General features: G+C 64.5%; 18 protein-coding genes. 5 read left to right on the top strand and 13 right to left on the bottom strand.

All coding sequences use genetic code 11. From position 1 onward, the window contains the following. Position 1 precedes the first annotated feature (1 nt). The 6 genes from M2427_RS08205 to M2427_RS08180 form a co-directional block, all read right to left on the bottom strand. Positions 2 to 436 carry a hypothetical protein gene (locus M2427_RS08205; RefSeq protein ID WP_280705739.1) on the bottom strand — a complete coding sequence of 145 codons (435 nt, stop codon included), beginning with the start codon at positions 434 to 436 and terminating at the stop codon, positions 2 to 4. 190 nt (positions 437 to 626) lie between these two features. Further along, positions 627 to 830 carry a hypothetical protein gene (locus M2427_RS08200; protein ID WP_280705738.1) on the bottom strand — a complete coding sequence of 68 codons (204 nt, stop codon included), beginning with the start codon at positions 828 to 830 and terminating at the stop codon, positions 627 to 629. Between the two features lie 181 nt (positions 831 to 1011). Next, positions 1012 to 1713: a transcriptional repressor LexA gene (gene lexA / locus M2427_RS08195; RefSeq protein WP_280706030.1), complete on the bottom strand. Its 702-nt coding sequence runs from the start codon at positions 1711 to 1713 to the stop codon at positions 1012 to 1014. Positions 1714 to 1889: 176 nt separating this feature from the next. Beyond that, positions 1890 to 3101: a gephyrin-like molybdotransferase Glp gene (glp, locus tag M2427_RS08190; protein ID WP_280705737.1), complete on the bottom strand. Its 1212-nt coding sequence runs from the start codon at positions 3099 to 3101 to the stop codon at positions 1890 to 1892. Between the two features lie 576 nt (positions 3102 to 3677). Continuing rightward, positions 3678 to 4301, bottom strand: coding sequence for an HAD family phosphatase (locus M2427_RS08185; RefSeq protein WP_280705736.1), 624 nt, complete (start codon positions 4299 to 4301; stop codon positions 3678 to 3680). Positions 4302 to 4314: 13 nt separating this feature from the next. Next, on the bottom strand, positions 4315 to 5442 hold the full coding sequence (locus tag M2427_RS08180) for an alpha-hydroxy acid oxidase (RefSeq protein WP_280705735.1): 1128 nt from the start codon (positions 5440 to 5442) through the stop codon (positions 4315 to 4317). Positions 5443 to 5732: 290 nt separating this feature from the next. On the opposite strand from M2427_RS08180, the gene M2427_RS08175 reads away from it, so the two are divergent. Beyond that, a complete protein-coding gene (locus tag M2427_RS08175; protein WP_280705734.1) occupies positions 5733 to 7070 on the top strand; it encodes a S41 family peptidase in 1338 nt (445 codons plus the stop codon). Positions 7071 to 7187: 117 nt separating this feature from the next. Here M2427_RS08175 and M2427_RS08170 read toward each other — a convergent pair whose 3' ends face one another. Next, complete coding sequence (locus M2427_RS08170) at positions 7188 to 9908, bottom strand: EAL domain-containing protein (RefSeq protein WP_280705733.1); 2721 nt, start codon at positions 9906 to 9908, stop codon at positions 7188 to 7190. 312 nt (positions 9909 to 10220) lie between these two features. Here M2427_RS08170 and M2427_RS08165 point away from each other — a divergent pair, with 312 nt between their 5' ends. After that, on the top strand, positions 10221 to 10385 hold the full coding sequence (locus M2427_RS08165; RefSeq protein WP_280705732.1) for a Flp family type IVb pilin: 165 nt from the start codon (positions 10221 to 10223) through the stop codon (positions 10383 to 10385). A gap of 8 nt (positions 10386 to 10393) precedes the next feature. On the opposite strand, the gene moaC is transcribed toward M2427_RS08165, so the two are convergent. Genes moaC through M2427_RS08145 form a run of 4 tightly spaced genes read right to left on the bottom strand, consistent with a single transcriptional unit; the run spans position 10394 to position 14666 of the window. Continuing rightward, on the bottom strand, positions 10394 to 10909 hold the full coding sequence (gene moaC / locus M2427_RS08160; protein ID WP_280705731.1) for a cyclic pyranopterin monophosphate synthase MoaC: 516 nt from the start codon (positions 10907 to 10909) through the stop codon (positions 10394 to 10396). Position 10910: 1 nt separating this feature from the next. Further along, the gene (gene trpC / locus M2427_RS08155; RefSeq protein WP_280705730.1) at positions 10911 to 11732 is read right to left on the bottom strand and encodes an indole-3-glycerol phosphate synthase TrpC; all 822 of its coding nucleotides are present in this window, start codon (positions 11730 to 11732) and stop codon (positions 10911 to 10913) included. Between the two features lie 7 nt (positions 11733 to 11739). Further along, on the bottom strand, positions 11740 to 12753 hold the full coding sequence (gene trpD / locus M2427_RS08150) for an anthranilate phosphoribosyltransferase (protein WP_280705729.1): 1014 nt from the start codon (positions 12751 to 12753) through the stop codon (positions 11740 to 11742). A gap of 14 nt (positions 12754 to 12767) precedes the next feature. After that, positions 12768 to 14666: a SurA N-terminal domain-containing protein gene (locus M2427_RS08145; RefSeq protein WP_280705728.1), complete on the bottom strand. Its 1899-nt coding sequence runs from the start codon at positions 14664 to 14666 to the stop codon at positions 12768 to 12770. A gap of 221 nt (positions 14667 to 14887) precedes the next feature. Here M2427_RS08145 and tpiA point away from each other — a divergent pair, with 221 nt between their 5' ends. The 3 genes from tpiA (at position 14888) to M2427_RS08130 (ending at position 17970) form a co-directional block, all read left to right on the top strand. Beyond that, the gene (tpiA, locus tag M2427_RS08140; RefSeq protein ID WP_280705727.1) at positions 14888 to 15637 is read left to right on the top strand and encodes a triose-phosphate isomerase; all 750 of its coding nucleotides are present in this window, start codon (positions 14888 to 14890) and stop codon (positions 15635 to 15637) included. A gap of 139 nt (positions 15638 to 15776) precedes the next feature. Next, a complete protein-coding gene (secG, locus tag M2427_RS08135; RefSeq protein WP_280705726.1) occupies positions 15777 to 16172 on the top strand; it encodes a preprotein translocase subunit SecG in 396 nt (131 codons plus the stop codon). A 166-nt stretch (positions 16173 to 16338) separates the two neighbouring features. Next, a complete protein-coding gene (locus M2427_RS08130; RefSeq protein WP_280705724.1) occupies positions 16339 to 17970 on the top strand; it encodes a CTP synthase in 1632 nt (543 codons plus the stop codon). Here the strand turns inward: M2427_RS08130 and M2427_RS08125 are convergent. Next, positions 17933 to 18145, bottom strand: coding sequence for a hypothetical protein (locus tag M2427_RS08125; RefSeq protein ID WP_280705723.1), 213 nt, complete (start codon positions 18143 to 18145; stop codon positions 17933 to 17935). The genes M2427_RS08130 and M2427_RS08125 overlap by 38 nt on opposite strands. Positions 18146 to 18250: 105 nt before the next feature. After that, positions 18251 to 18913 (bottom strand): rRNA adenine N-6-methyltransferase family protein, encoded by a 663-nt coding sequence (locus M2427_RS08120; protein WP_280705722.1) that lies wholly within the window; start codon positions 18911 to 18913, stop codon positions 18251 to 18253. Between the last annotated feature and the right edge of the window lie 60 nt (positions 18914 to 18973).

The following is an 18973-nucleotide window of genomic DNA, read 5'->3' as shown; positions in this document are numbered from 1 at the left end:
TTCAGCCGATCGGCAGGCGCGGGGGCGTCGGGCGACTGTCGGCGATGATCTGCGGCTTGCGCTCGCGCTCGCCGAACGTCTGGGTCACCGGCAGCTGCAGCACCGTTGCGCGCTGGCCTTCGACGAGTTGGGTCACCAGCACGTATTTGCCATCGGGGAACTCGATCGCGTCGTGATGCCGATCGGGAATGTGCGGATCGACCTTGCCGAACTTGCCGACGCGCGAATTGATGGTGCGCGTCCAGATCCACCTGTTGTCGTAGCGGACGTTGTCGGCGAAGGCGAGCTCCGTTCCCGGCAACAGGCAGACCGCGACAGACATGTCGGCTTCGGAGGCGAAGCCGCGCGTCGAAGTGCCACGGAAGGTTGTCGTGACGATCGTCTCGCCGATTTCTGCGGGACGCGTCGCGACGGCATGCAGGCTGTAGTCACACATCGGGTGCTCCTCATCAGCGATAGAGCACCGGCGCCTCTTCTGAGGCGCAGGCCTCTATCAGAGTGGAAGCCTGCAATCATATGCGATGTTGGGGGCAAATCTGCGGCTCCGATCTGCGGCCCGCAATCACATTATCTTTCCCGAGCGCCTTGGGAACAAAGCCTGCTCCCGTGCATTCGGCGAACCTCCGTCAGCGGCCGGCAGGAGCCGACCAGCCCGAATACGGCCAAGCCGGCTGCGTCTGTTGCTCGACGGCATTGCGGGCATCGCGGAATTGCGCGCTCGTCGCCTGCGCTGCCTTGCGGGCGTGATGCTGCGGCTGCGTGGCGAAGGCTTGCGACACTGACGTTGCGATCAGCGCCATTGTGACGGTGGCCAATATGATCGTGCGCATGTCATCTCCTCGGTCTCTCAAAGGCCTATCGAAGCGATGCTTGCTTCGTTGCGGCATGCCGGGGATGTAGCGCTGGAGAGGTGGCCGGATAATCTGTGCAAAACCAGAAAGACTATCCAGCCGGAGCGGACAATCGTCCGCTCCATCAGGATGGCGCGCCAAAAAGGCGGCGCGAGATAACTCAGTACTTCCGGTAGAGCCCGATCAGCTTGCCCTGGATCTTGACCCGGTTGGGCGGCAGGATCCGGACCTCATAGGCGGAGTTTGCGGGCTCGAGCGCGATCGAGGCGCCGCGACGGCGGAAGCGCTTCAACGTCGCTTCCTCGTCATCGATCAGGGCCACCACGATATCGCCGGTATCGGCGCTCTCGTTGCGCTGGATCAGCGCCATGTCGCCGTCGAGAATGCCGGCGTCGACCATGGAATCGCCGCGCACTTCGAGCGCGTAGTGCTCGCCGGCGCCAAGCATGTCGGGCGGGACGCTGATGGTGTGGCTGCGGGTCTGCAAGGCCTCGATCGGCGTACCGGCCGCGATCCGACCCATGACAGGCACCGCGACGGGACGCTCGCCCTCATCGGCGGGCGGGCTCGACGTGGTACGCACCTTGCCAAGATTGCCTTCGATAACGCTCGGCGTGAAGCCGCGGCGGCTGCCGGCGGCGGCCTGCAGCTCGGGCAGCTTGATCACTTCGATCGCGCGGGCGCGGTTCGGCAGGCGGCGGATGAATCCGCGCTCCTCGAGCGCGGTGATCAGACGGTGGATGCCCGACTTCGAGCGCAGATCGAGCGCGTCCTTCATCTCGTCGAAGGAGGGCGGCACACCGCTTTCCTTCAGGCGCTCGCTGATGAACCGCAGGAGCTCGTATTGTTTGCGCGTTAACATCTCGACCAAAATCCCCCTGATGATGTCGTTCGATTCCGAGACGCTGAATTCGGCCATAAGCCGCTACATGCTCGAAACAAATCATGAACGGACACTATATGTTCGATACATGTTCCGCAACTGCTTAATTTACCGTGAACGCGGCAAAGTTCGCGGAACGGTTGCGAACGGTACGCTCACACGGGCAGTCGCAACACCTCGCAGGGCGTGCCGGCTTCGGCCTTCGGCGCGAACGGCGTGCGCACGAGAAGTGCCTGTGCCGCAGCGAGATTCGCAAGCAGCGAGGAGTCCTGATGATTGACGGGCAGGGCAAGGAGCGTGCCGTCGTCACGCGTCTCCAGGCGCGCGCGCAGATAATCCTCGCGCTGGTCGTTGGCGCCGACGTCGCGGCCAAGGATGGCACGTTCGCGGCGATGATGAATCACCGAACGACCCGATAGCGCGCGAATCAGCGGCACCAGAAACAGGAACCCGCAAACGTAGGATGACACGGGATTGCCGGGCAGGCCGATCACGCGCATCTCGCCGAGCTGCCCGTTCATCATCGGCTTGCCCGGACGCATCGCGATTTTCCAGAACGCCATCGAGATACCTTCGTCCCGGAGCGCCTGCTGCACCAGATCGTGGTCGCCGACCGAGGCGCCGCCGGTGGTGATCAGGATGTCGGCACCGCTCTGTCGTGCGCGGCGGATGCCAGCGGTGGTGGCGGCAAGCGTGTCGGCGGCAATTCCGAGGTCGACGGTGTCGGCGCCTTCGCTGCGGGCGAGCGCATGGAGGGCGTAGCCGTTGGAATAGACGATCTGGCCGTGGCCGAGCGTCGCGCCCGGCATCACCAATTCGTCGCCGGTGGCGAGAATTGCGACCTTCGGGCGGCGGTGAACGCTCAGCTGCGGATGGTTCATGCCGGCGGCGAGTGCGAGGTCGCGCTCGGTCAATCGCGCGCCCTTGCGCAGGAGCACGTCACCTTCCGAGAAGTCGATCCCGGCGGGGCGGATGTGTCGTCCGGTGATGGCGGCTTCCTTGATCGTGATGCGCTTGCCATCCGCGACGATGTCCTCCTGGATCACGACTGCATCTGCGCCGGCGGGAACAACGCCGCCAGTGAAGATCCGCACGGCTTCGCCAGCACCGACAACGCCCGTGAACGGTCGGCCAGCGGCAACCTCGCCGATGACCGTGAGCTGCGTATCAACCTTGGTCGCATCCGCCGCGCGAACGGCATAGCCATCCATCGCCGACATGGCCTCGGGCGGCTGCGTCCGCAGCGCGGCGACGTCGCGCGCGAGCACGCGGTGGTAGGCCTGATCGAGGGCGATCGTTTCCTCAGCCAGCGGCTTAGCACCCGCGAGCACGGCGGCTAGCGCATCGGATACCGGCATAAGGGCCACGGCAGAACTCCAGCTTGGGCAACGCAATCGGATTGCGGCAAGCGTTCTAGCCGAGTGTGCGCGATGAGGCAAAATAGTTGAGCGTGTATTGAAGCCAGCCACTTCTGCAACAACAGCCGCACCAGCTCCGCCTGGCGGGAGGCAAGCGGCACCGCATTCTCGGTCCACTTGCTGCCGACCGGGGTCACCTGCAGCCGCTGCGCATCATGATGGTGTTACGGGAACCCCACGAGCGGAATTTTCGTCGTCCGCAACGTCAGGTGCTTTGGGGCCCTGATCCCGGTCGGGCATCGGATCGGCCTGAGACTTCAGATCCGCAGCCTTGCTCATCAGCTTGGCGGAGAGCTCAGAGTCCGAGGTGGTCCTGGCGAATTTGACCAGCAGGGAGGCCTGCTTGGTGAGGTAGGTTTTGCCCAACACAATGATACGTCCGTTCGTAGAATTCCCAACGGACTGTAGAGTCCGGACGCAGGCATTCCGTTCCCGGAACTTCGTATAAAAATGCACACAGTGTTTTGGTTCCTCGCTTCCGGGTGAAATTGTTCCGGAAGCGCGCGGTTCGGAACGAGGAGGCCGTCAGATCCCGAGTGCCCGCAGCGCGTTCCCGACATCCTTTGGCGAGGTGACATGCACCGCGGTCAGGCCGCGGGCACGCGCGCCTTCGATGTTCTCGGCGAGATCATCGAAGAACACGATCCGGTTCGCCGGTATGCCCATCGCTGCGACGACATGGTCGAAGGCTTCCGCATCCGGTTTGCGCAGGCCGATGCTCGAGGACAGGTACAGCTCGCGGAAATGGCCGAGCAGATCGGCATATTCCTTCGAGAAATGGTCCACATGCGGGCGGTTGGTGTTGGAGAACGCATAGACCGGCAGCTGCTGCGCCGCGCGCGGCAACAGCTCCGCAATGTCGGGCATCTCGCCGGCGAAGATCGCATTCCATCCTTCCAGGAATTGCGCATCCGAAATGCCGATGCCCAATGATGTGCGCAGCGACTGAAAATAGTCCGCGTCGCTGATCCTGCCGACCTCGTGCAGCCGATAGGCCTCGTCACGGACGTAGCGCGAGACGATGGCTTCGGGCCTGCAGCCGGCATGTGCCGCCCAGCAGGCGATCGCCTTGGAGAAATCGATGTCGAGCACGACGCGCCCGAGATCGAACAGAAGCGCATCCGCACTGCCGGGAGAGAGGGAGGTCATTGCATGCTTTCGCTCAGTATCGATAGGGCTCGTGGTCGAACAGCGGGAACGCGCTGAACACACTCGGCGCATTGGTTGCGGTGGCCGGGTGCAAGCAGGATTTGTTGACCTCGGCGAACGAGGTGGCACCGAGGAGACCAAGGCAGCGCAGCACCTCGTCCTCGAGCAGCTCCAGCATGCGCGCCACGCCGGCTTCGCCGGCCGCCGCCAGCGCCCAGCATTGCAGCCGGCCGATGCCGACGAGGTCCGCGCCCGCCGCGATCGCCTTGACGATATCGGTGCCGCGGCAGATGCCGCCATCGACCATGATCCTGGCGCGGCCTTTCACGGCGTCGACGATTTCAGGAAGCACATGCATCGCGCCGCGGCCGTGATCGAGCTGGCGGCCGCCATGGTTGGAGACATAGATCCACTCGACGCCGTGATCGATTGCGATCTGCGCGTCCTCGGCGGTGGCGATGCCCTTGAGGATCAGTGGGATCCTGAACTTGTCCTTGATCATCTTCACGGTCCGCCACTCCAGGCCCTTCTGGTAGTCGCCGCCGGTGGCCCGCAGGCGGCTCTCGCGAACGTAGCGCTTGGCGATGTCGCGCTCACGACGGCTGTAATGGGCGGTGTCGACGGTCAGGCAGAAGGCGGCATAGCTCGCCTTCTCGGCGCGGCTGACGACGTCGGCGACGAAGGCGTCATCACCGCGGACATAGAGCTGGTACATGCGCAGCGCATCGGGGGCGGCCTCGGCGGTCTTTTCCAGGCCGGGCTCGGAGACCGAACTGAGCATGTGCGATGCCCCGAACGTGCCGGCCGCGCGCGCAACGCTGGCGGCGCCAAAGGGATCGAAAATCTCCAGCGCACCGACGGGCGCGAGCACCACAGGCAGGCGCATCTTGCGGCCGAATTGCTCGACCGAGCCGGTGACCTTGCGCACGTCACGCAGCACACGCGGGCGAAAAGCGATCTCGTCCAGCGCCATGCGGTTGCGGCGCATCGTGGTCTCGGTCTCGGCGGCGCCGACGATGTAGTCCCAGGCGTTCTGGTTGAGGTTGGAACGCGCCTTCCGGATGAATTCGTGCAGGTTCTGGAACGGCTCGTCGCTGGCACCGAGTTCGACGTTCCGTTCCGGCCGGAGTGCTTCGTTCATTGTTATCCTCCCGAGAATTTGAAGCCTTATGTCATCGCCTATCTCGTCCGGCTCTCCAAAACCATCCTAAAATCGCATAGCTGCGAGGCGTGGCTCGGCCGATTGATTCCCGTCTGGCGGGCGATTGTTTCGGAACGTTGCCAAAAGTTTAGGCCAGGGCGAAGGGATTTTTGCGGTATACCCGCGGGCGTGGCAGCCCGGCCTTGAAGAAACCTGAATGGTATTGTGAGAACCGGGCAGGATCTCCATTTGCGTGGCGTCCCGTCCCAAGCGAAAAGGCCAACCATTCCATGCGGAAAACCCTGCTGTTCCCCCTGGGCGCGCTCACCGGAGCCTGCCTGACCCTCCTCATATCCGGTCCGCAGGGCGGACTATGGGCGGCACGGGCGGCGGCGGGTGCGGATGATGCGTATTCCCAGCTCAATCTGTTCGGGGAAGTGTTCGAGCGGGTGAAGGCCAGCTACGTCGAGAAGCCGGACAATGCCAAGCTGATCGAAGGCGCGATCACCGGTATGGTGACCTCGCTCGATCCGCATTCGCGATATATGAACGACAAGGCCTGGACCGAGATGCAGGAGACCACCTCCGGCGAGTTCGGCGGCCTCGGCATCGAGGTCACGATGGAGGAGGGCCTGGTCAAGGTCGTCTCGCCGATCGATGACACGCCGGCGACCAAGGCCGGCATCATGTCCGGCGACCTCATCAGCAAGATCGACGGCGAGAACGTGCAGGGCATGACGCTCGAGCAGGCCGTCAACAAGATGAAGGGCCCGGTCGATACCAAGACCAAGCTCACCATCGTGCGCAAGGGAGCCGATGCGCCGCTCGATGTCGCGATCACGCGCGAGATCATTCATGTCCGCCCGGTGCGCTTCCACGTCGAGAACGGCGATATCGGCTACATCCGCGTCACCTCGTTCAACGAGCAGACCACCGACGGACTGAAGAAGGCGATCGCTTCGATTTCCAAGGACGTCCCGCAGGAGAAGCTCGTCGGCTATGTGATGGATCTGCGCAACAACCCCGGCGGCCTGCTCGACCAGGCGGTCTCGGTGTCTAGCGCATTCCTGCAGCGCGGCGAGGTCGTCTCGACCCGCGGCCGCAATCCGGAAGAGACCCAGCGCTTCACCGCGCATGGCGGCGACCTCACCAAGGGCAAGCCGCTCGTCGTGCTGATCAACGGCGGCTCGGCTTCCGCTTCGGAAATCGTGTCCGGTGCGCTGCATGACCACAAGCGCGCGACGCTGATCGGCACCCGCTCGTTCGGTAAGGGGTCGGTCCAGACCATCATTCCGCTCGGTACCGGCAACGGCGCGCTGGCACTGACCACCGCGCGCTACTACACCCCGTCGGGCCGCTCGATCCAGGCCCAGGGCATCGCGCCCGACATCGAGATCCTCCAGGACGTGCCGGCCGAGCTGAAGGGCCGCGTCGACACCATGGCGGAGTCGCAGATGCGCGGCCATTTGCAGAATGCCGAGGGCGCCGAGCAGACCGGCTCGCAGTCCTATGTCCCGCCGGAAGAGAAGGACGACAAGGCGCTGCACGCGGCCTACGACTTCCTGCACGGCGTCACCGTGAATGCGGCGGCCGCCAAGCCCGCGCCGAAGACGGCGGTGCCGAACTAGGCCCTCAAACTTCGAGACATCGATCGCCCGGGAGTGGGTTGCCGCTCTCGGGCGAATTCGTTTCCGGACATCGTCTCAGCTTGAACTCTTCGCCTCAAACGTAGCCCAGCAGTGGCTTTAGCTTGCCTCGCGGCGGCGAGCTTCGCTGCCTTCGCGCTGGGCGAGGCGGCTGCGATGGAGCGCGAATAGCTCGACGACCTTGTCGGCCGGCTTCGCGGCGCTGAACAGATAGCCCTGCATTTCCGTGCAGCCGAGCGTGCGCAGCAGCCGCTGCTGTTCCTCGGTCTCGACGCCCTCGGCCGTCGTCGCCATGCGCCGGGCGCTGGCGAGGTTGACCACGGCCTGCACGATGCTGGCGGAGCCGTCGGGGCCGGCGATGTCGTTGACGAAGCAGCGGTCGATCTTGATCTTGTCGAACGGGAAGCGGTGCAGATAGCTCAGCGAGGAGTAGCCGGTGCCGAAATCGTCGAGCGCGATGCGCACGCCGATGGCGCGGAGCTGGTGCAGGATCGCAAGCGCGGTCTCGTCGTCGCGGATCAGCACGGCCTCGGTGATCTCGAGCTCGAGCCGGCTCGCCGGCAGGTTGGAGGAGGCCAGCGCCGCCATGATCTTCAGCGCCAGCGTGCCGCTCTTGAACTGTACCGGCGAGACGTTGACGGCCAGGCGGATGTCGTCGGGCCAGGCGGCGGCGTCGCGGCAGGCGGTCGCCAGCACCCATTCCCCGATTTCGTTGATCAGCCCGGTATCCTCCGCGATCGGGATGAACTCGGCCGGCGAGACCATACCGCGCTCGGGGTGGCGCCAGCGCACCAGCGCCTCGCAGCCGGTGATGCGGTCGTCCTTTAAGCTGAGGCAGGGCTGGTAATAAACCTCGAGGCCGCCATAAGCGATGGCGTGGCGCAAATCGATTTCGAGCTGGCGCCGTTCGCGCACCTTGGCGTCCATGTCAGGCTCGAAGAAGCGATAGGTGCGGCGCCCGGCGGATTTGGCGGCGTACATGGCCATGTCCGCGTTCTTCAGGATCTGGTCGAGGGCGTCGCCGTGTTCCGGCGCCAGCGCGATGCCGATGCTGGCGTCGGTGGTGAGGTGATGGCCCATGCAATCGAACGGCGTGCGGATCGCGGCGAAAACGCGTGCGACGAGGTCGCTGACCTGGTCCTGCGAGGTCACGGCGCTCTGCACGATCGCGAACTCGTCACCACCGAGCCGTGCGACGAAATCGGTCGGGGCGGCGCAGCAGCGCAGGCTCTCCGCCACCGACTTCAGCAGCTCGTCGCCGACGAGATGGCCGAGTGCGTCGTTGACGCCCTTGAACTCGTCGATGTCGATGTAGTGCACCGCAAGCTGTTCGCCATCGACGATGGCGAGCAGCTGCTGACGCAGATGTTCATGGAACATGGCGCGGTTGGGCAGGTCTGTCAGCGCGTCGTAATGGGCGAGATGGGTGATGCGCTCCTCGGTGCGACGGCGCTCGGTGATGTCCTCGTGGGTCGCGACCCAGCCGCCATCGTCGAGAGGCTCGTTGACCACCTGAATCGAACGGCCATCGCCGGTGTCGACGACCATGGAGTTACGCACATGGATGTCGCGCAGCACACGCGCGGCATACTGGTCGACATCGCCCGTGAAAGAGCCGGTGGTCTTGCGGTGCGCGATAATGTCGCGAAAGCTGCAGCCTGGCTTCACGACCTCAGGCGACAACCCGTACATTTCGATATAGCGCTGGTTGCAAACGATGAGCCGCTGCGAGGCGTCGAACAGCAACAGGCCCTGGGTCATATTATTGACGGCGCGGTCGAGACGCTGCTTCTCCAGCATCAACCGCTCCCGTGACAGGCGGTGTTGCTCCAGCAGCTTGCGCACGATTGCGATCAGCACGCCCGCGATGGCCAGGGCAGACGCGGCGGCAACCGAAATCAGGATGCCGATCTGCTCGCGCCAGTCGGCGAGCGCCGCCGCGCGCGTGGTCGTCGCCATCATCAGGATCGGGAAGTGGGGTAGGGCGCGCGCGGAAACCAGCCGGTCCTCACCGTCGACGGGACTGATGAAGCGTCCGGCGAAGTGGTCGAGCGCGAAAATCTGTTGCTGCTCGGAAGAGCCGTTCCTGAAATTTCGGCCCATCAATTCGGCGGAATGCGGGAAGCGCGCCAGCAATGTGCCGTCCCGATGCAGCATCGAGATCGTGGCACCTTCCCCGAGCACGACGCTTTCGAAGAACTTCTCGAAATTGGCCGGCTCGATGCCACGCCCGATCAGGCCCATGAACTCGCCATGCGGTCCCATGATCTTGCGCACGATCAGGATGGTCCAGGCGCCCGAGATGCGGCTGTGCACCGGTTCGATCAGCACATCGGGCGCCTGCGGATCGTATCGGAAGGTGCGGTAATAGGCGCGGTCAGAAACATTGACCTGCGGGACTGGCCAGACGATCGAGGAATTGATCAGATTGCCGTCGGCGTCGATGACGTTGACACCGCCCATGTAGGGAAGCGCATCGATCTTCGAACGCAGCATTTGGTGCACGTCCTGGCCAGCGAGGCGCTTGCGGTACTCTGCCGCTGTCGTGATTCCGGTCAAACGCACGTGGTCGACGAAATCCTTCTGGATGACCGCGAAATCCTGCAATTGCTGATCGAAATGATGGGCGAGCAGCAGCGCGGTGTTTTCCAGCTCGCGGCCGGAATTGCGCAACGCGCGCTCGCGGAAATTCTGCGCCATCAGCACGGCGCCGACGGCGATCGCCGCGATCAGCAGTGCGCCGCCCACGACGAGCCAGCGGATCGGTCCGCTGCGTACAAAGGCCTGGTCGAGGAGTCGGCTGCCGTATCTTGTCATCATTGTCGTTCGTCGCCGCACACACGTCAGGGTCAGCTCTCGATCCCCATGACATCCGTCGGTTTACGGGATCGATGTGGAGGCGACGTTAGGAAGCGCGGTTAACGCCACACAAACCGAAACGCGCAAATGCAATCGATAGGTAGCGCGAGAGGTGTGCAGGTTTTTCCTGGGACGATCGCGATGCCGGTCAGTTCTTGCCGGTCGCAGCGATGGCAATCAACGCTTAACCATCTAACCTGTTGACCATCCTCGGCGTTGCAATGGCCCGCGTCTTGCAAACCCGATTTGCAACGACGCAGAGAGGACGCGATCTTGAAAAAGACTTTGAAGAATTTTTGGACCGATGAATCCGGTGCAACCGCGATCGAATACGGCCTGATCGCCGCCGGCATCGCGGTCGCCGTCATTACCGTGGTGAATGGCCTCGGCAGCAAGCTCAACACCAAGTTCGGATCGATCAGCGCGTCGCTGAAGTGATCGCGGCATCAAGCGCGGTAGTGGCCCGACTTGCCGCCCAGCTTTTCGATCAGATGGATGCCCTCGATGCGCACGCCACGCTCCACCGCCTTGATCATGTCGTAGATGGTGAGGCAGGCGACCGAGACGGCGGTCAGCGCCTCCATCTCGACCCCGGTCGGCCCGGTGACCTTCACGCTGGCGCGGACCACGCAGCCCGGCAGCTTCGCGTCGGGCTCGATGTCGACTGTGACCTTCGAGAGCGCGAGCGGATGACAGAGCGGGATCAGCTCGGATGTGCGCTTCGCCGCCATGATTCCGGCGATGCGCGCCGTGCCGAGCACATCGCCTTTCTTGGCGTTGCCGGAGACGATCAGGTCGAGCGTCGCCTTCTCCATGATGACGCGCCCTTCGGCCACGGCGAGCCGCTCGGTTGCGGCCTTGTCCGAGACGTCGACCATCCGCGCCTCGCCGGAGGCGCCGATATGGGTGAGGGCAGGGCTCGGCTTCTTTGAAGGCTTCGTCCTGGACGGCGTGCGCACCATGTCAGCGCGTGCCCGTGGCGCGGGCCTTCGTCTCGCGCGCGAGCAGCGTGCGCGTGGCAGCCGTGACGTCAGCCTGCCGCATCAGGCTCTCGCCGACCAGGAACGTCGACATGCCGACGCGCTCGAGCCGGGCGAGATCGGCAGGCGTGAAGATGCCGCTCTCTCCAACCATCAGGCGTTCGCTCGGGATGAGCGGCGCCAACGTCTCGCTGGTCGCAAGGGTGGTTTCGAAGGTGCGCAGGTTGCGGTTGTTGACGCCAATCATCAGCGACCGCAGCTTCAGCGCGCGGTCGAGCTCGGCCCGATCGTGGATCTCGATCAGCACGTCCATGCCGTAGGCGATCGCGGCGTCTTCGAGGTCCCTGGCGGTGGCGTCATCGAGCGCGGCCATGATGATGAGGATGCAATCGGCGCCGTGCGCGCGGGCCTCGACGACCTGATAGGTGTCGAACAGAAAATCCTTGCGCAGAACGGGCAGCGAGGTCGCCGCGCGCGCTGCCTCCATGAAATCGAGATGGCCCTGGAACGAGGGCGTGTCGGTCAGCACGGACAGGCAGGCTGCACCACCCGCCTCATAGGCCCTGGCAAGCTCAGGCGGATCGAAATCCGCGCGGATCAACCCCTTCGACGGCGAGGCCTTCTTCACCTCGGCGATCAGCGCGTAGTCGCCATTGGCGTGCTTGGCCTTGATGGCACGCAAAAATCCACGCGGATCGACTTGTGCGTTGGCCTGTGCCTCGACCGCGGAGAGCGGCCGCGCACGCTTGGCCGCCGCGATCTCCTCGCGCTTGTAGGCCTCGATCTTGGTCAGGATGTCGGACATGACAGGCTCAGCTGTTGGAGACCGCGATCAGATGCTTCAGCCGTGCGCTGGCAGCGCCGCTGTCGAGCGACTTTGCGCCGATCGCGACGCCTTCTTTGAGGTCCTTGGCGCGCCCGGCGACAACCAGCGCCGCAGCGGCGTTCATCAGCGCGACGTCGCGATAGGGGCTGGGCTTGCCGTCGAGCACGCTTTGCAGTGCGATCGCATTGGCATCGGCATCACCGCCCTTGAGCGCGCCGGGCTCGCAGCGCGGCAGGCCGGCGTCCTCGGGCGTGACCTCGAAATTCCGGATCTCGCCATTGTGGAGCGCGGACACGAAGGTCGGGCCGGTGAGGGTGATCTCGTCGAGGCCATCGGAGCCGTGCACCACCCAGGCGGATTCGGAGCCGAGATTCTTCAGCACCTGCGCGAGCGGCTGCACCCATTGCCGAGAGAACACGCCGACCATCTGCCGCGTCACGCCGGCCGGGTTGGACAAGGGGCCGAGCAGATTGAAGATCGTGCGTGTCGCGAGCTCGACCCGGGTCGGGCCGACGTTCTTCATGGCCGGATGATGCGCGGGCGCGAACATGAACCCGATGCCGCATTCGCGCACGCAGCGGCCGACCTGCTCGGGCTTGAGATCAATCTTGACGCCAAGCGAGGCCAAGACGTCGGCGGCGCCCGAGCGCGAGGACAGCGCGCGGTTGCCGTGCTTGGCGACGGGCAGGCCGGTGCCCGAGACGATGAACGCGGCACAGGTCGAGACGTTGACCGAGCCGGAGCCGTCGCCGCCGGTGCCGACGATGTCGACGGCCTCCGCAGGCGCTTCGACCGTCAGCATCTTCGAGCGCATCGCCGTGACCGCGCCGGTAATCTCGTCCACGGTCTCGCCACGGACCCTGAGCGCCATCAACAGGCCACCCATCTGCGAGGGTGTGGCCTCGCCGGACATCACCGCGTCGAACGCGGCTGCGGCTTCCTCACGCGACAGGCTGGCGCCGGTCGCCACTTTTCCAATGATCGATTTCAGGTCGTCCATCGCGTGCTTTCAACTCACTGGTTCGCGCCGGTCACTTGCGCGAAGGCGGCCTGATTAATGGTGGTCCCGATGTCGGCTTCAAGCTTGTTGACGTAGGAGGCGACCTGCTCGTCGGTCAGCGATCGGCTGGCGGTCTCCTTCAGCTTCTTGGCGGCGTCGGAGGCGGCATCGACCGGGGGATCGACGATGTCGGTGACGCGGTAGACGATGACTTCGGCACCGCCGGTCACGGGCGCCTGTCCGACGCCGTCCTTGGCGGTGCGGAAGGCGGCCGCGACGATGTTCGCCGGCACGCCGGCCGGAGAGTCGTCGCGCTTGAAACCGCTGGCGGTCTCGACCTTGGCACTGACGGCAGCGGCTTCGTCGGCGAGCTTGCCGCCCTGTTCGAGCTTCTGCACCATCTCGGTCGCCTTTGCCTTCAGCTTGGTCGCGATCTGATCCTGGCGCCAGCGCGCTTCGACCTGGTCACGGACCTCGTCGAGATTGCGGTCACGCGACGGGGTGATGGCGAGTACGTCGTACCAGACATAGCCACCCTTGAACGAAATCGGGTCGTTGTCGACGCCGACATCGCTGTTGAAGGCTTGCGAGACCACGTCGAGGCCCTGGGGGATGTCGGCGACAGTCTGCCCGTTCGGGGCGCGGCCGGAGCGATCGACCGCATCGATCGTCACCGCGGTGAGCCCGAGCTTCTGGGCGGCATCGGCGACGCTGGTGCCGGCGCCGCGCTCGTCCTCCATCTTGTCGCGCAGCTCGCCGACCTTGGTGCGCGCGCGCTCGGTCGCGATCTGGCGCTTCACGTCGCCGGCGAATTTTGCGTAGTCGGCCTCGGCGCCGGGCTCGATCTTGTCGACCTTGACGATCGAGACGCCAATGGGGCCCTCGATCGGCTGGCTGATTTCGCCAACGGGGAGCGCGAAGGCGGCATCACCGAGCGCAGGATCGAGCGAGGACTTGGTTTTCAGTCCGAGATCGACGTCGGTGGCGCTCAGCCCGCGCTCCTTGCCGAGGTCCTCGAAGGAGAGCCCGCCGGCCAGGCGTTCGCGCGCTGCCTGCGCCTCGGCGACGTTCGGGAACACGATCTGGTGGATCTGGCGCTTCTCCGGTGTGGAGAGCTGGTCCTTGCGCTGATCGAACAGTTTCTTGGCGTCGGCGTCGGAGACGTCGCTCCACTTGGCGATGTCCTCGGGCGAGATCACGGTGAAGACGATCTTGCGGTATTCGGGCGCGCGGAACTGGACCTTGTGATCCTCGAAATAGGCGGCGAGCGCCTCGGGCGAGGGCGCCTCGATGGTGCCGGCCTGCGCCGTGTCGAGCCTGACGAACTCGATCGCGCGCTGCTCGCTCTGAAAGCGCGTTGCGACGTCGAGCATGGTTTTCGGCGGCTCGAGGCCGGCGCCGATCGTGCCGGTGATCTGGCGGCGCAGCGCCACCTTGCGCTGTTCGGCGACGTAGCGCTGCTCGGTGAAGCCGAAATTGCGGATCAGGCCCTGGAAGCGGTTCGCGTCGAACTTGCCGTCGACGCCCTTGAAGTTTGGATCGCTCATGATGAACTGGCGGATCTGCTCGTCGGACTGGCCGAGTCCGAGCTGGCGCGCATTCTCGTCGAGGGCAGCTTCCGCAATCGTCTGCTGCAGCACCTGGCGATCAAGGCCGAACGCCCGTGCCTGGTCGGAGCTCAGCGGGCGGCCGAACTGACGGCCGATCTGCTGGAGGCGGTCGGTGTAGATCTGGCGGAACTCGTTCAGCGAAATCTCGGTATGGCCGACCTTGGCCACCGTGGACTGCCCGAAGCCCCGGAAAATGTCGGCGATGCCCCAAATACCGAAGCTGATGATCAACACGCCCATCACGACGGCCATGATGGTCTTGCCGACCCAGTTTGATGAGGCCTTGCGCATTCCTCGAAGCATTTGGTCCAACTTGTCTGAAGGAAGGGAACGGGAGCGCGTCTTAATGCAGATTCCGCAAAAGCGCGTCACCAAATTGATATGGCATCATAAAGTGGCACCTTTTCCGCCGCAACCTCAGGTCAGGCCGCCACTCGAAGCTGCGGTTAAAGGCCTCTGGTCTCTGGAACTGCCGCGATAGCTCTGCTAGCGCATGCACGACCCCATTTCTGCTGGAAAATGACATGACCATCCGCCCCCTGATCGCCGGCAACTGGAAAATGAATGGCCTGAAAGCCCAGGCCGCTGAATTCGACGCCATGCTCAATGGCGCGGCAGAGGTGTCAGGCAAGGCCGATCTGCTGGTCTGCCCGCCGGCGACCCTGATCGCGGCCTTCGCGGACAAGGCGCGCGGCAAGAAGGTCGCCGTGGGGGCCCAGGATTGCCATCCCAAGGCCTCCGGCGCCCATACCGGCGATATCGCGGCCGAAATGCTCGCTGATGCGGGCGCGAGCGCCATCATTGTCGGCCATTCCGAGCGCCGCGCCGACCATGGTGAGGGCGATGCGGTGATCCGGCAGAAGGCGGAAGCCGCCTGGCGGGCTGGGGCGGTCGCCATCGTCTGCATCGGCGAGACGCAGGCCCAACGCGATGCCGGCCAGACCCTGGACATCGTGCGCGGCCAGCTCGACGGCTCACTCCCGGACGGCTCCACGGCCGCAAATCTGGTCGTCGCCTATGAGCCGGTCTGGGCGATCGGCACGGGCCTTACCCCCACGGCCAAGGATGTCGAGCAAATTCATGGCTTTATCCGGGAACTCCTGACCATCAGGTTCAAGGCCGACGGCGCCAAGATGCGAATCCTCTATGGCGGTTCGGTCAAGCCATCGAACGCGGCCGAGCTGATGGCGGTGAACAACGTCAATGGCGCGCTGGTCGGTGGCGCCAGCCTGAAAGCGGCCGATTTCCTTGCGATTGCGCAAGGCTGCCCCTAGCTAACCCAAAGCCTTAATCCGGGGGCGATCGGGGGTGGCAATGCCCCTTCCGATCGTGTAACACCGCGCAACTTCAGGAAAACCCGCGAAGCGCGATCGGCCGCCGTCAGGCGCCGCCCGCTTGTGACGGAAGGATCGCATGCAGACCGTTGTCATCGTCATCCACCTCATGATCGTTGCCGTCATGATCGGCGCCGTGCTGCTCCAGAAGTCGGAAGGCGGCGGCCTCGGCATGGGCGGAGGCGCGGGCTTCATGTCGAGCCGCGGCACCGCGAATCTCCTGTCGCGGACCACTGCGATCCTCGCGGCGGGCTTCTTCCTCACCAGCCTGTTCCTGTCCTGGTACGCTGGCTACAACCGCGCGCCGTCCTCGATCATCGGCACACCTGCGTCGCAGACCCAGCCAGCTGGCGGCGCCAACCCGATCACCGCGCCGACGTCGGGCGGTATTCTGGACACGCTGAAGAAGGCGGACGAGCAGCAGCAGCAGGCTCCGGCAGCGCCGAGCGGCCCGCAGGTGCCTCGCTCGCAATAAAGCAGGGGGGCCATGCAGGACGATGGCTAGCGTCCTGCATCAACAATCCCCATCAAGTCTCTGTCACCACTTTTAGTTTTGGTTCACCCACAGGCCCACAGATTCTTTGGGGCTGAATACGAATCGCTTTGGCGAATCGAGTTCGAGGGATTAGAGGTTAGGTCCCATGGCGCGGTACATATTCATCACCGGCGGCGTGGTTTCCTCGCTCGGCAAGGGTTTGGCTTCAGCGGCACTCGGTGCCCTGCTGCAGGCCCGGGGCTACAAGGTCCGCCTCCGCAAGCTCGATCCCTATCTCAACCTCGATCCCGGAACGATGTCGCCGTATCAGCACGGTGAAGTGTTCGTGACCGATGACGGCGCGGAGACCGATCTCGATCTCGGTCACTACGAGCGCTTCACCGGACGTCCCGCGACCAAGCAGGACAACATCACGACAGGGCGCATTTACCAGGACATCATCACCAAGGAACGCCGCGGCGATTATCTCGGCGCGACCATCCAGGTCGTCCCGCACGTCACGAACGCCATCAAGGAGTTCGTGCTGTCAGGCAATGACGACTACGACTTCGTGCTGGTCGAGATCGGCGGCACGGTCGGCGACATCGAGGGCCTGCCGTTCTTCGAGGCGATCCGCCAGCTCAAGAACGAGCTGCCGCGCGATCACGCCATCTACATTCACCTCACGCTCTTGCCTTACATCCCGAGCGCAGGCGAACTGAAGACCAAGCCGACGCAGCACTCGGTGAAGGAGCTGCGCTCGATCGGCATTCAGCCGGACATCCTGCTCTGCCGCACCGACCGCGAGATCCCGAAGGAAGAGCGTCGCAAGCTCGGCCTGTTCTGCAACGTGCGCGAAAGTGCCGTGATCGAAGCCCGCGACGCCGACAGCATCTACGCGGTCCCTGAAGCCTACCACAGGGCGGGCCTCGATGACGAAGTGCTTGCCGCCTTCGGCATCGGCTCGCGGATTCCGCCGGTGCTCAAGAGCTGGCAGCAGATCAACGAGCGCATCCGCAACCCCGAAGGCAACGTCACCATCGCCATCGTCGGCAAGTACACCGGCATGAAGGATGCGTATAAGTCGCTGATCGAGGCGCTCTCGCATGGCGGCATCGCCAACAAGGTGAAGGTCAATCTCGACTGGATCGAGAGCGAGATCTTCGAGAAGGAGGATCCGGCGCCGTTCCTCGAACACGTCAACGGCATCCTGGTGCCCGGCGGCTTCGGCCAGCGCGGTGCCGAAGGCAAGATCCGCGCGGCGCAGTTCGCGCGCGAGCGCGACGTGCCGTATTTCGGCATCTGCTTCGGCATGCAGATGGCGGTCATCGAGGCGGCGCGAAATCTCGTCGGCATCGAGGACGCCAACTCCACCGAATTCGGTCCGACCAAGGAGCCGCTGGTCGGCCTGATGACGGAATGGCTGCGCGGCAACGAGCTCGAGAAGCGCTCGCAGGCCGGCGATCTCGGTGGCACGATGCGCCTCGGCGCATACCCCGCCGCGCTCAATCGCGGCAGCCGCGTCTCGCAGGTCTATGGCGGCGCGACCGAGATTTCCGAGCGCCACCGCCATCGCTACGAGGTCAACACCGCCTACAAGGACCGCCTCGAGCAGCACGGCCTGAAATTCTCCGGCCTCTCGCCCGATGGCGTGCTGCCTGAGATCGTCGAGTACGAGGATCACCCCTGGTTCATCGGCGTCCAGTTCCATCCCGAGCTGAAGTCCCGGCCATTCGAGCCGCACCCGCTGTTTGCTTCGTTCATCGAGGCGGCGGCGAAGCAGAGCCGGCTGGTGTAGGCGGTCGTCGCGGTGTCGCCTGGCGCGGCGCCGACGTGGCCGTCGCGGCAGACTCTTCGCCCTTCAGTCTTGCCAGTTCGAGTTTGGCGGCGATGTGCTCGGTGTAAATGATGACAGCAAGCTCGCGCGTCGTGTCGAAATAGGTCTGCGCGGCGCTTTTGTCGCCGACCGACATGCTTCACCTCTGCTACTCAGAGGTTGTAGAGATGATGCGCCGCCGCCGTTCAATGCGAACGTTCAAGCGGCGCCTCAAGCTGCATCGGCATTGCGCTTCGATCGGTCATGCGACGGTAACGTCGCGGCTGGGCCGCGTAGCAGATCCCGGCACGACCGGTGCTGAAGCCTTCGCCGCCAGCGATCCCGCAATCAGCGTCATCTGCGGCCGCCGCGTCAGCTTGTAGACGGCGGCTGGCGGCACGTTCAGGAAGGCCCGGTCCACCAACGTTGCGCGCAGGCCGAGGCGGTCGAGCACCGGCCGCGGGATCGGGCAGCTCATGCCGTAGGTGAACTGGTAGAACGCGCCGCCGGGGCGGACATAGCTGAAGGCGCCACTGACGATCGAGACCACCTTGCGCGTCGACATGTTGAGCAGCGGCAGCCCGCTCACGACCGCGCCGACGGGCGCGCCGACATAGAGCGGCTCTGTCGCAAGGCGCGCCGCATCCATCCACAGCACACGCGCGCCGGGAAAGCGCATCTGCAGCACCTTCATGAAGTCGGAGCCGTATTCGATCAGCGTGAGATCCTGCGGCCGGACACCGCGCTTCAGGAGCTTGTAGGTGAATGCGCCGGTGCCGGGGCCGAGCTCGAGGATCGGACCGGTCTTTTCGCTGATCTCGCGCGTGATGAGATCGGCGAGCGCCGTGCCCGAAGGCGCAATGGCGCCGACCCGGCGCGGCGAAGACATCCATGACAGAAAGAAGGAGAGAAAATCATTGGGCATGTGCACTCCGGCATCTCGATGGCACCTCCTGGGATCAGAGGTGAGGCGGGTGCAATGTCG

It is taken from the genome of Bradyrhizobium sp. BR13661, assembly GCF_029892425.1.
Taxonomy (GTDB): Bacteria; Pseudomonadota; Alphaproteobacteria; order Rhizobiales; family Xanthobacteraceae; genus Bradyrhizobium.
This window is presented reverse-complemented; position numbering and strand designations above follow the sequence as displayed.

Bases quoted from the DNA above. Each gene is read 5' to 3' on its own strand.
- M2427_RS08205 (WP_280705739.1), bottom strand. From the start codon at position 436: ATGTGTGACTACAGCCTGCATGCCGTCGCGACGCGTCCCGCAGAAATC.
- M2427_RS08200 (WP_280705738.1), bottom strand. From the start codon at position 830: ATGCGCACGATCATATTGGCCACCGTCACAATGGCGCTGATCGCAACG.
- lexA (WP_280706030.1), bottom strand. From the start codon at position 1,713: ATGTTAACGCGCAAACAATACGAGCTCCTGCGGTTCATCAGCGAGCGC.
- M2427_RS08185 (WP_280705736.1), bottom strand. From the start codon at position 4,301: ATGACCTCCCTCTCTCCCGGCAGTGCGGATGCGCTTCTGTTCGATCTC.
- M2427_RS08180 (WP_280705735.1), bottom strand. From the start codon at position 5,442: ATGAACGAAGCACTCCGGCCGGAACGGAACGTCGAACTCGGTGCCAGC.
- M2427_RS08175 (WP_280705734.1), top strand. From the start codon at position 5,733: ATGCGGAAAACCCTGCTGTTCCCCCTGGGCGCGCTCACCGGAGCCTGC.
- M2427_RS08170 (WP_280705733.1), bottom strand. From the start codon at position 9,908: ATGATGACAAGATACGGCAGCCGACTCCTCGACCAGGCCTTTGTACGC.
- moaC (WP_280705731.1), bottom strand. From the start codon at position 10,909: ATGGTGCGCACGCCGTCCAGGACGAAGCCTTCAAAGAAGCCGAGCCCT.
- trpC (WP_280705730.1), bottom strand. From the start codon at position 11,732: ATGTCCGACATCCTGACCAAGATCGAGGCCTACAAGCGCGAGGAGATC.
- trpD (WP_280705729.1), bottom strand. From the start codon at position 12,753: ATGGACGACCTGAAATCGATCATTGGAAAAGTGGCGACCGGCGCCAGC.
- M2427_RS08145 (WP_280705728.1), bottom strand. From the start codon at position 14,666: ATGCTTCGAGGAATGCGCAAGGCCTCATCAAACTGGGTCGGCAAGACC.
- tpiA (WP_280705727.1), top strand. From the start codon at position 14,888: ATGACCATCCGCCCCCTGATCGCCGGCAACTGGAAAATGAATGGCCTG.
- secG (WP_280705726.1), top strand. From the start codon at position 15,777: ATGCAGACCGTTGTCATCGTCATCCACCTCATGATCGTTGCCGTCATG.
- M2427_RS08130 (WP_280705724.1), top strand. From the start codon at position 16,339: ATGGCGCGGTACATATTCATCACCGGCGGCGTGGTTTCCTCGCTCGGC.
- M2427_RS08125 (WP_280705723.1), bottom strand. From the start codon at position 18,145: ATGTCGGTCGGCGACAAAAGCGCCGCGCAGACCTATTTCGACACGACG.
- M2427_RS08120 (WP_280705722.1), bottom strand. From the start codon at position 18,913: ATGCCCAATGATTTTCTCTCCTTCTTTCTGTCATGGATGTCTTCGCCG.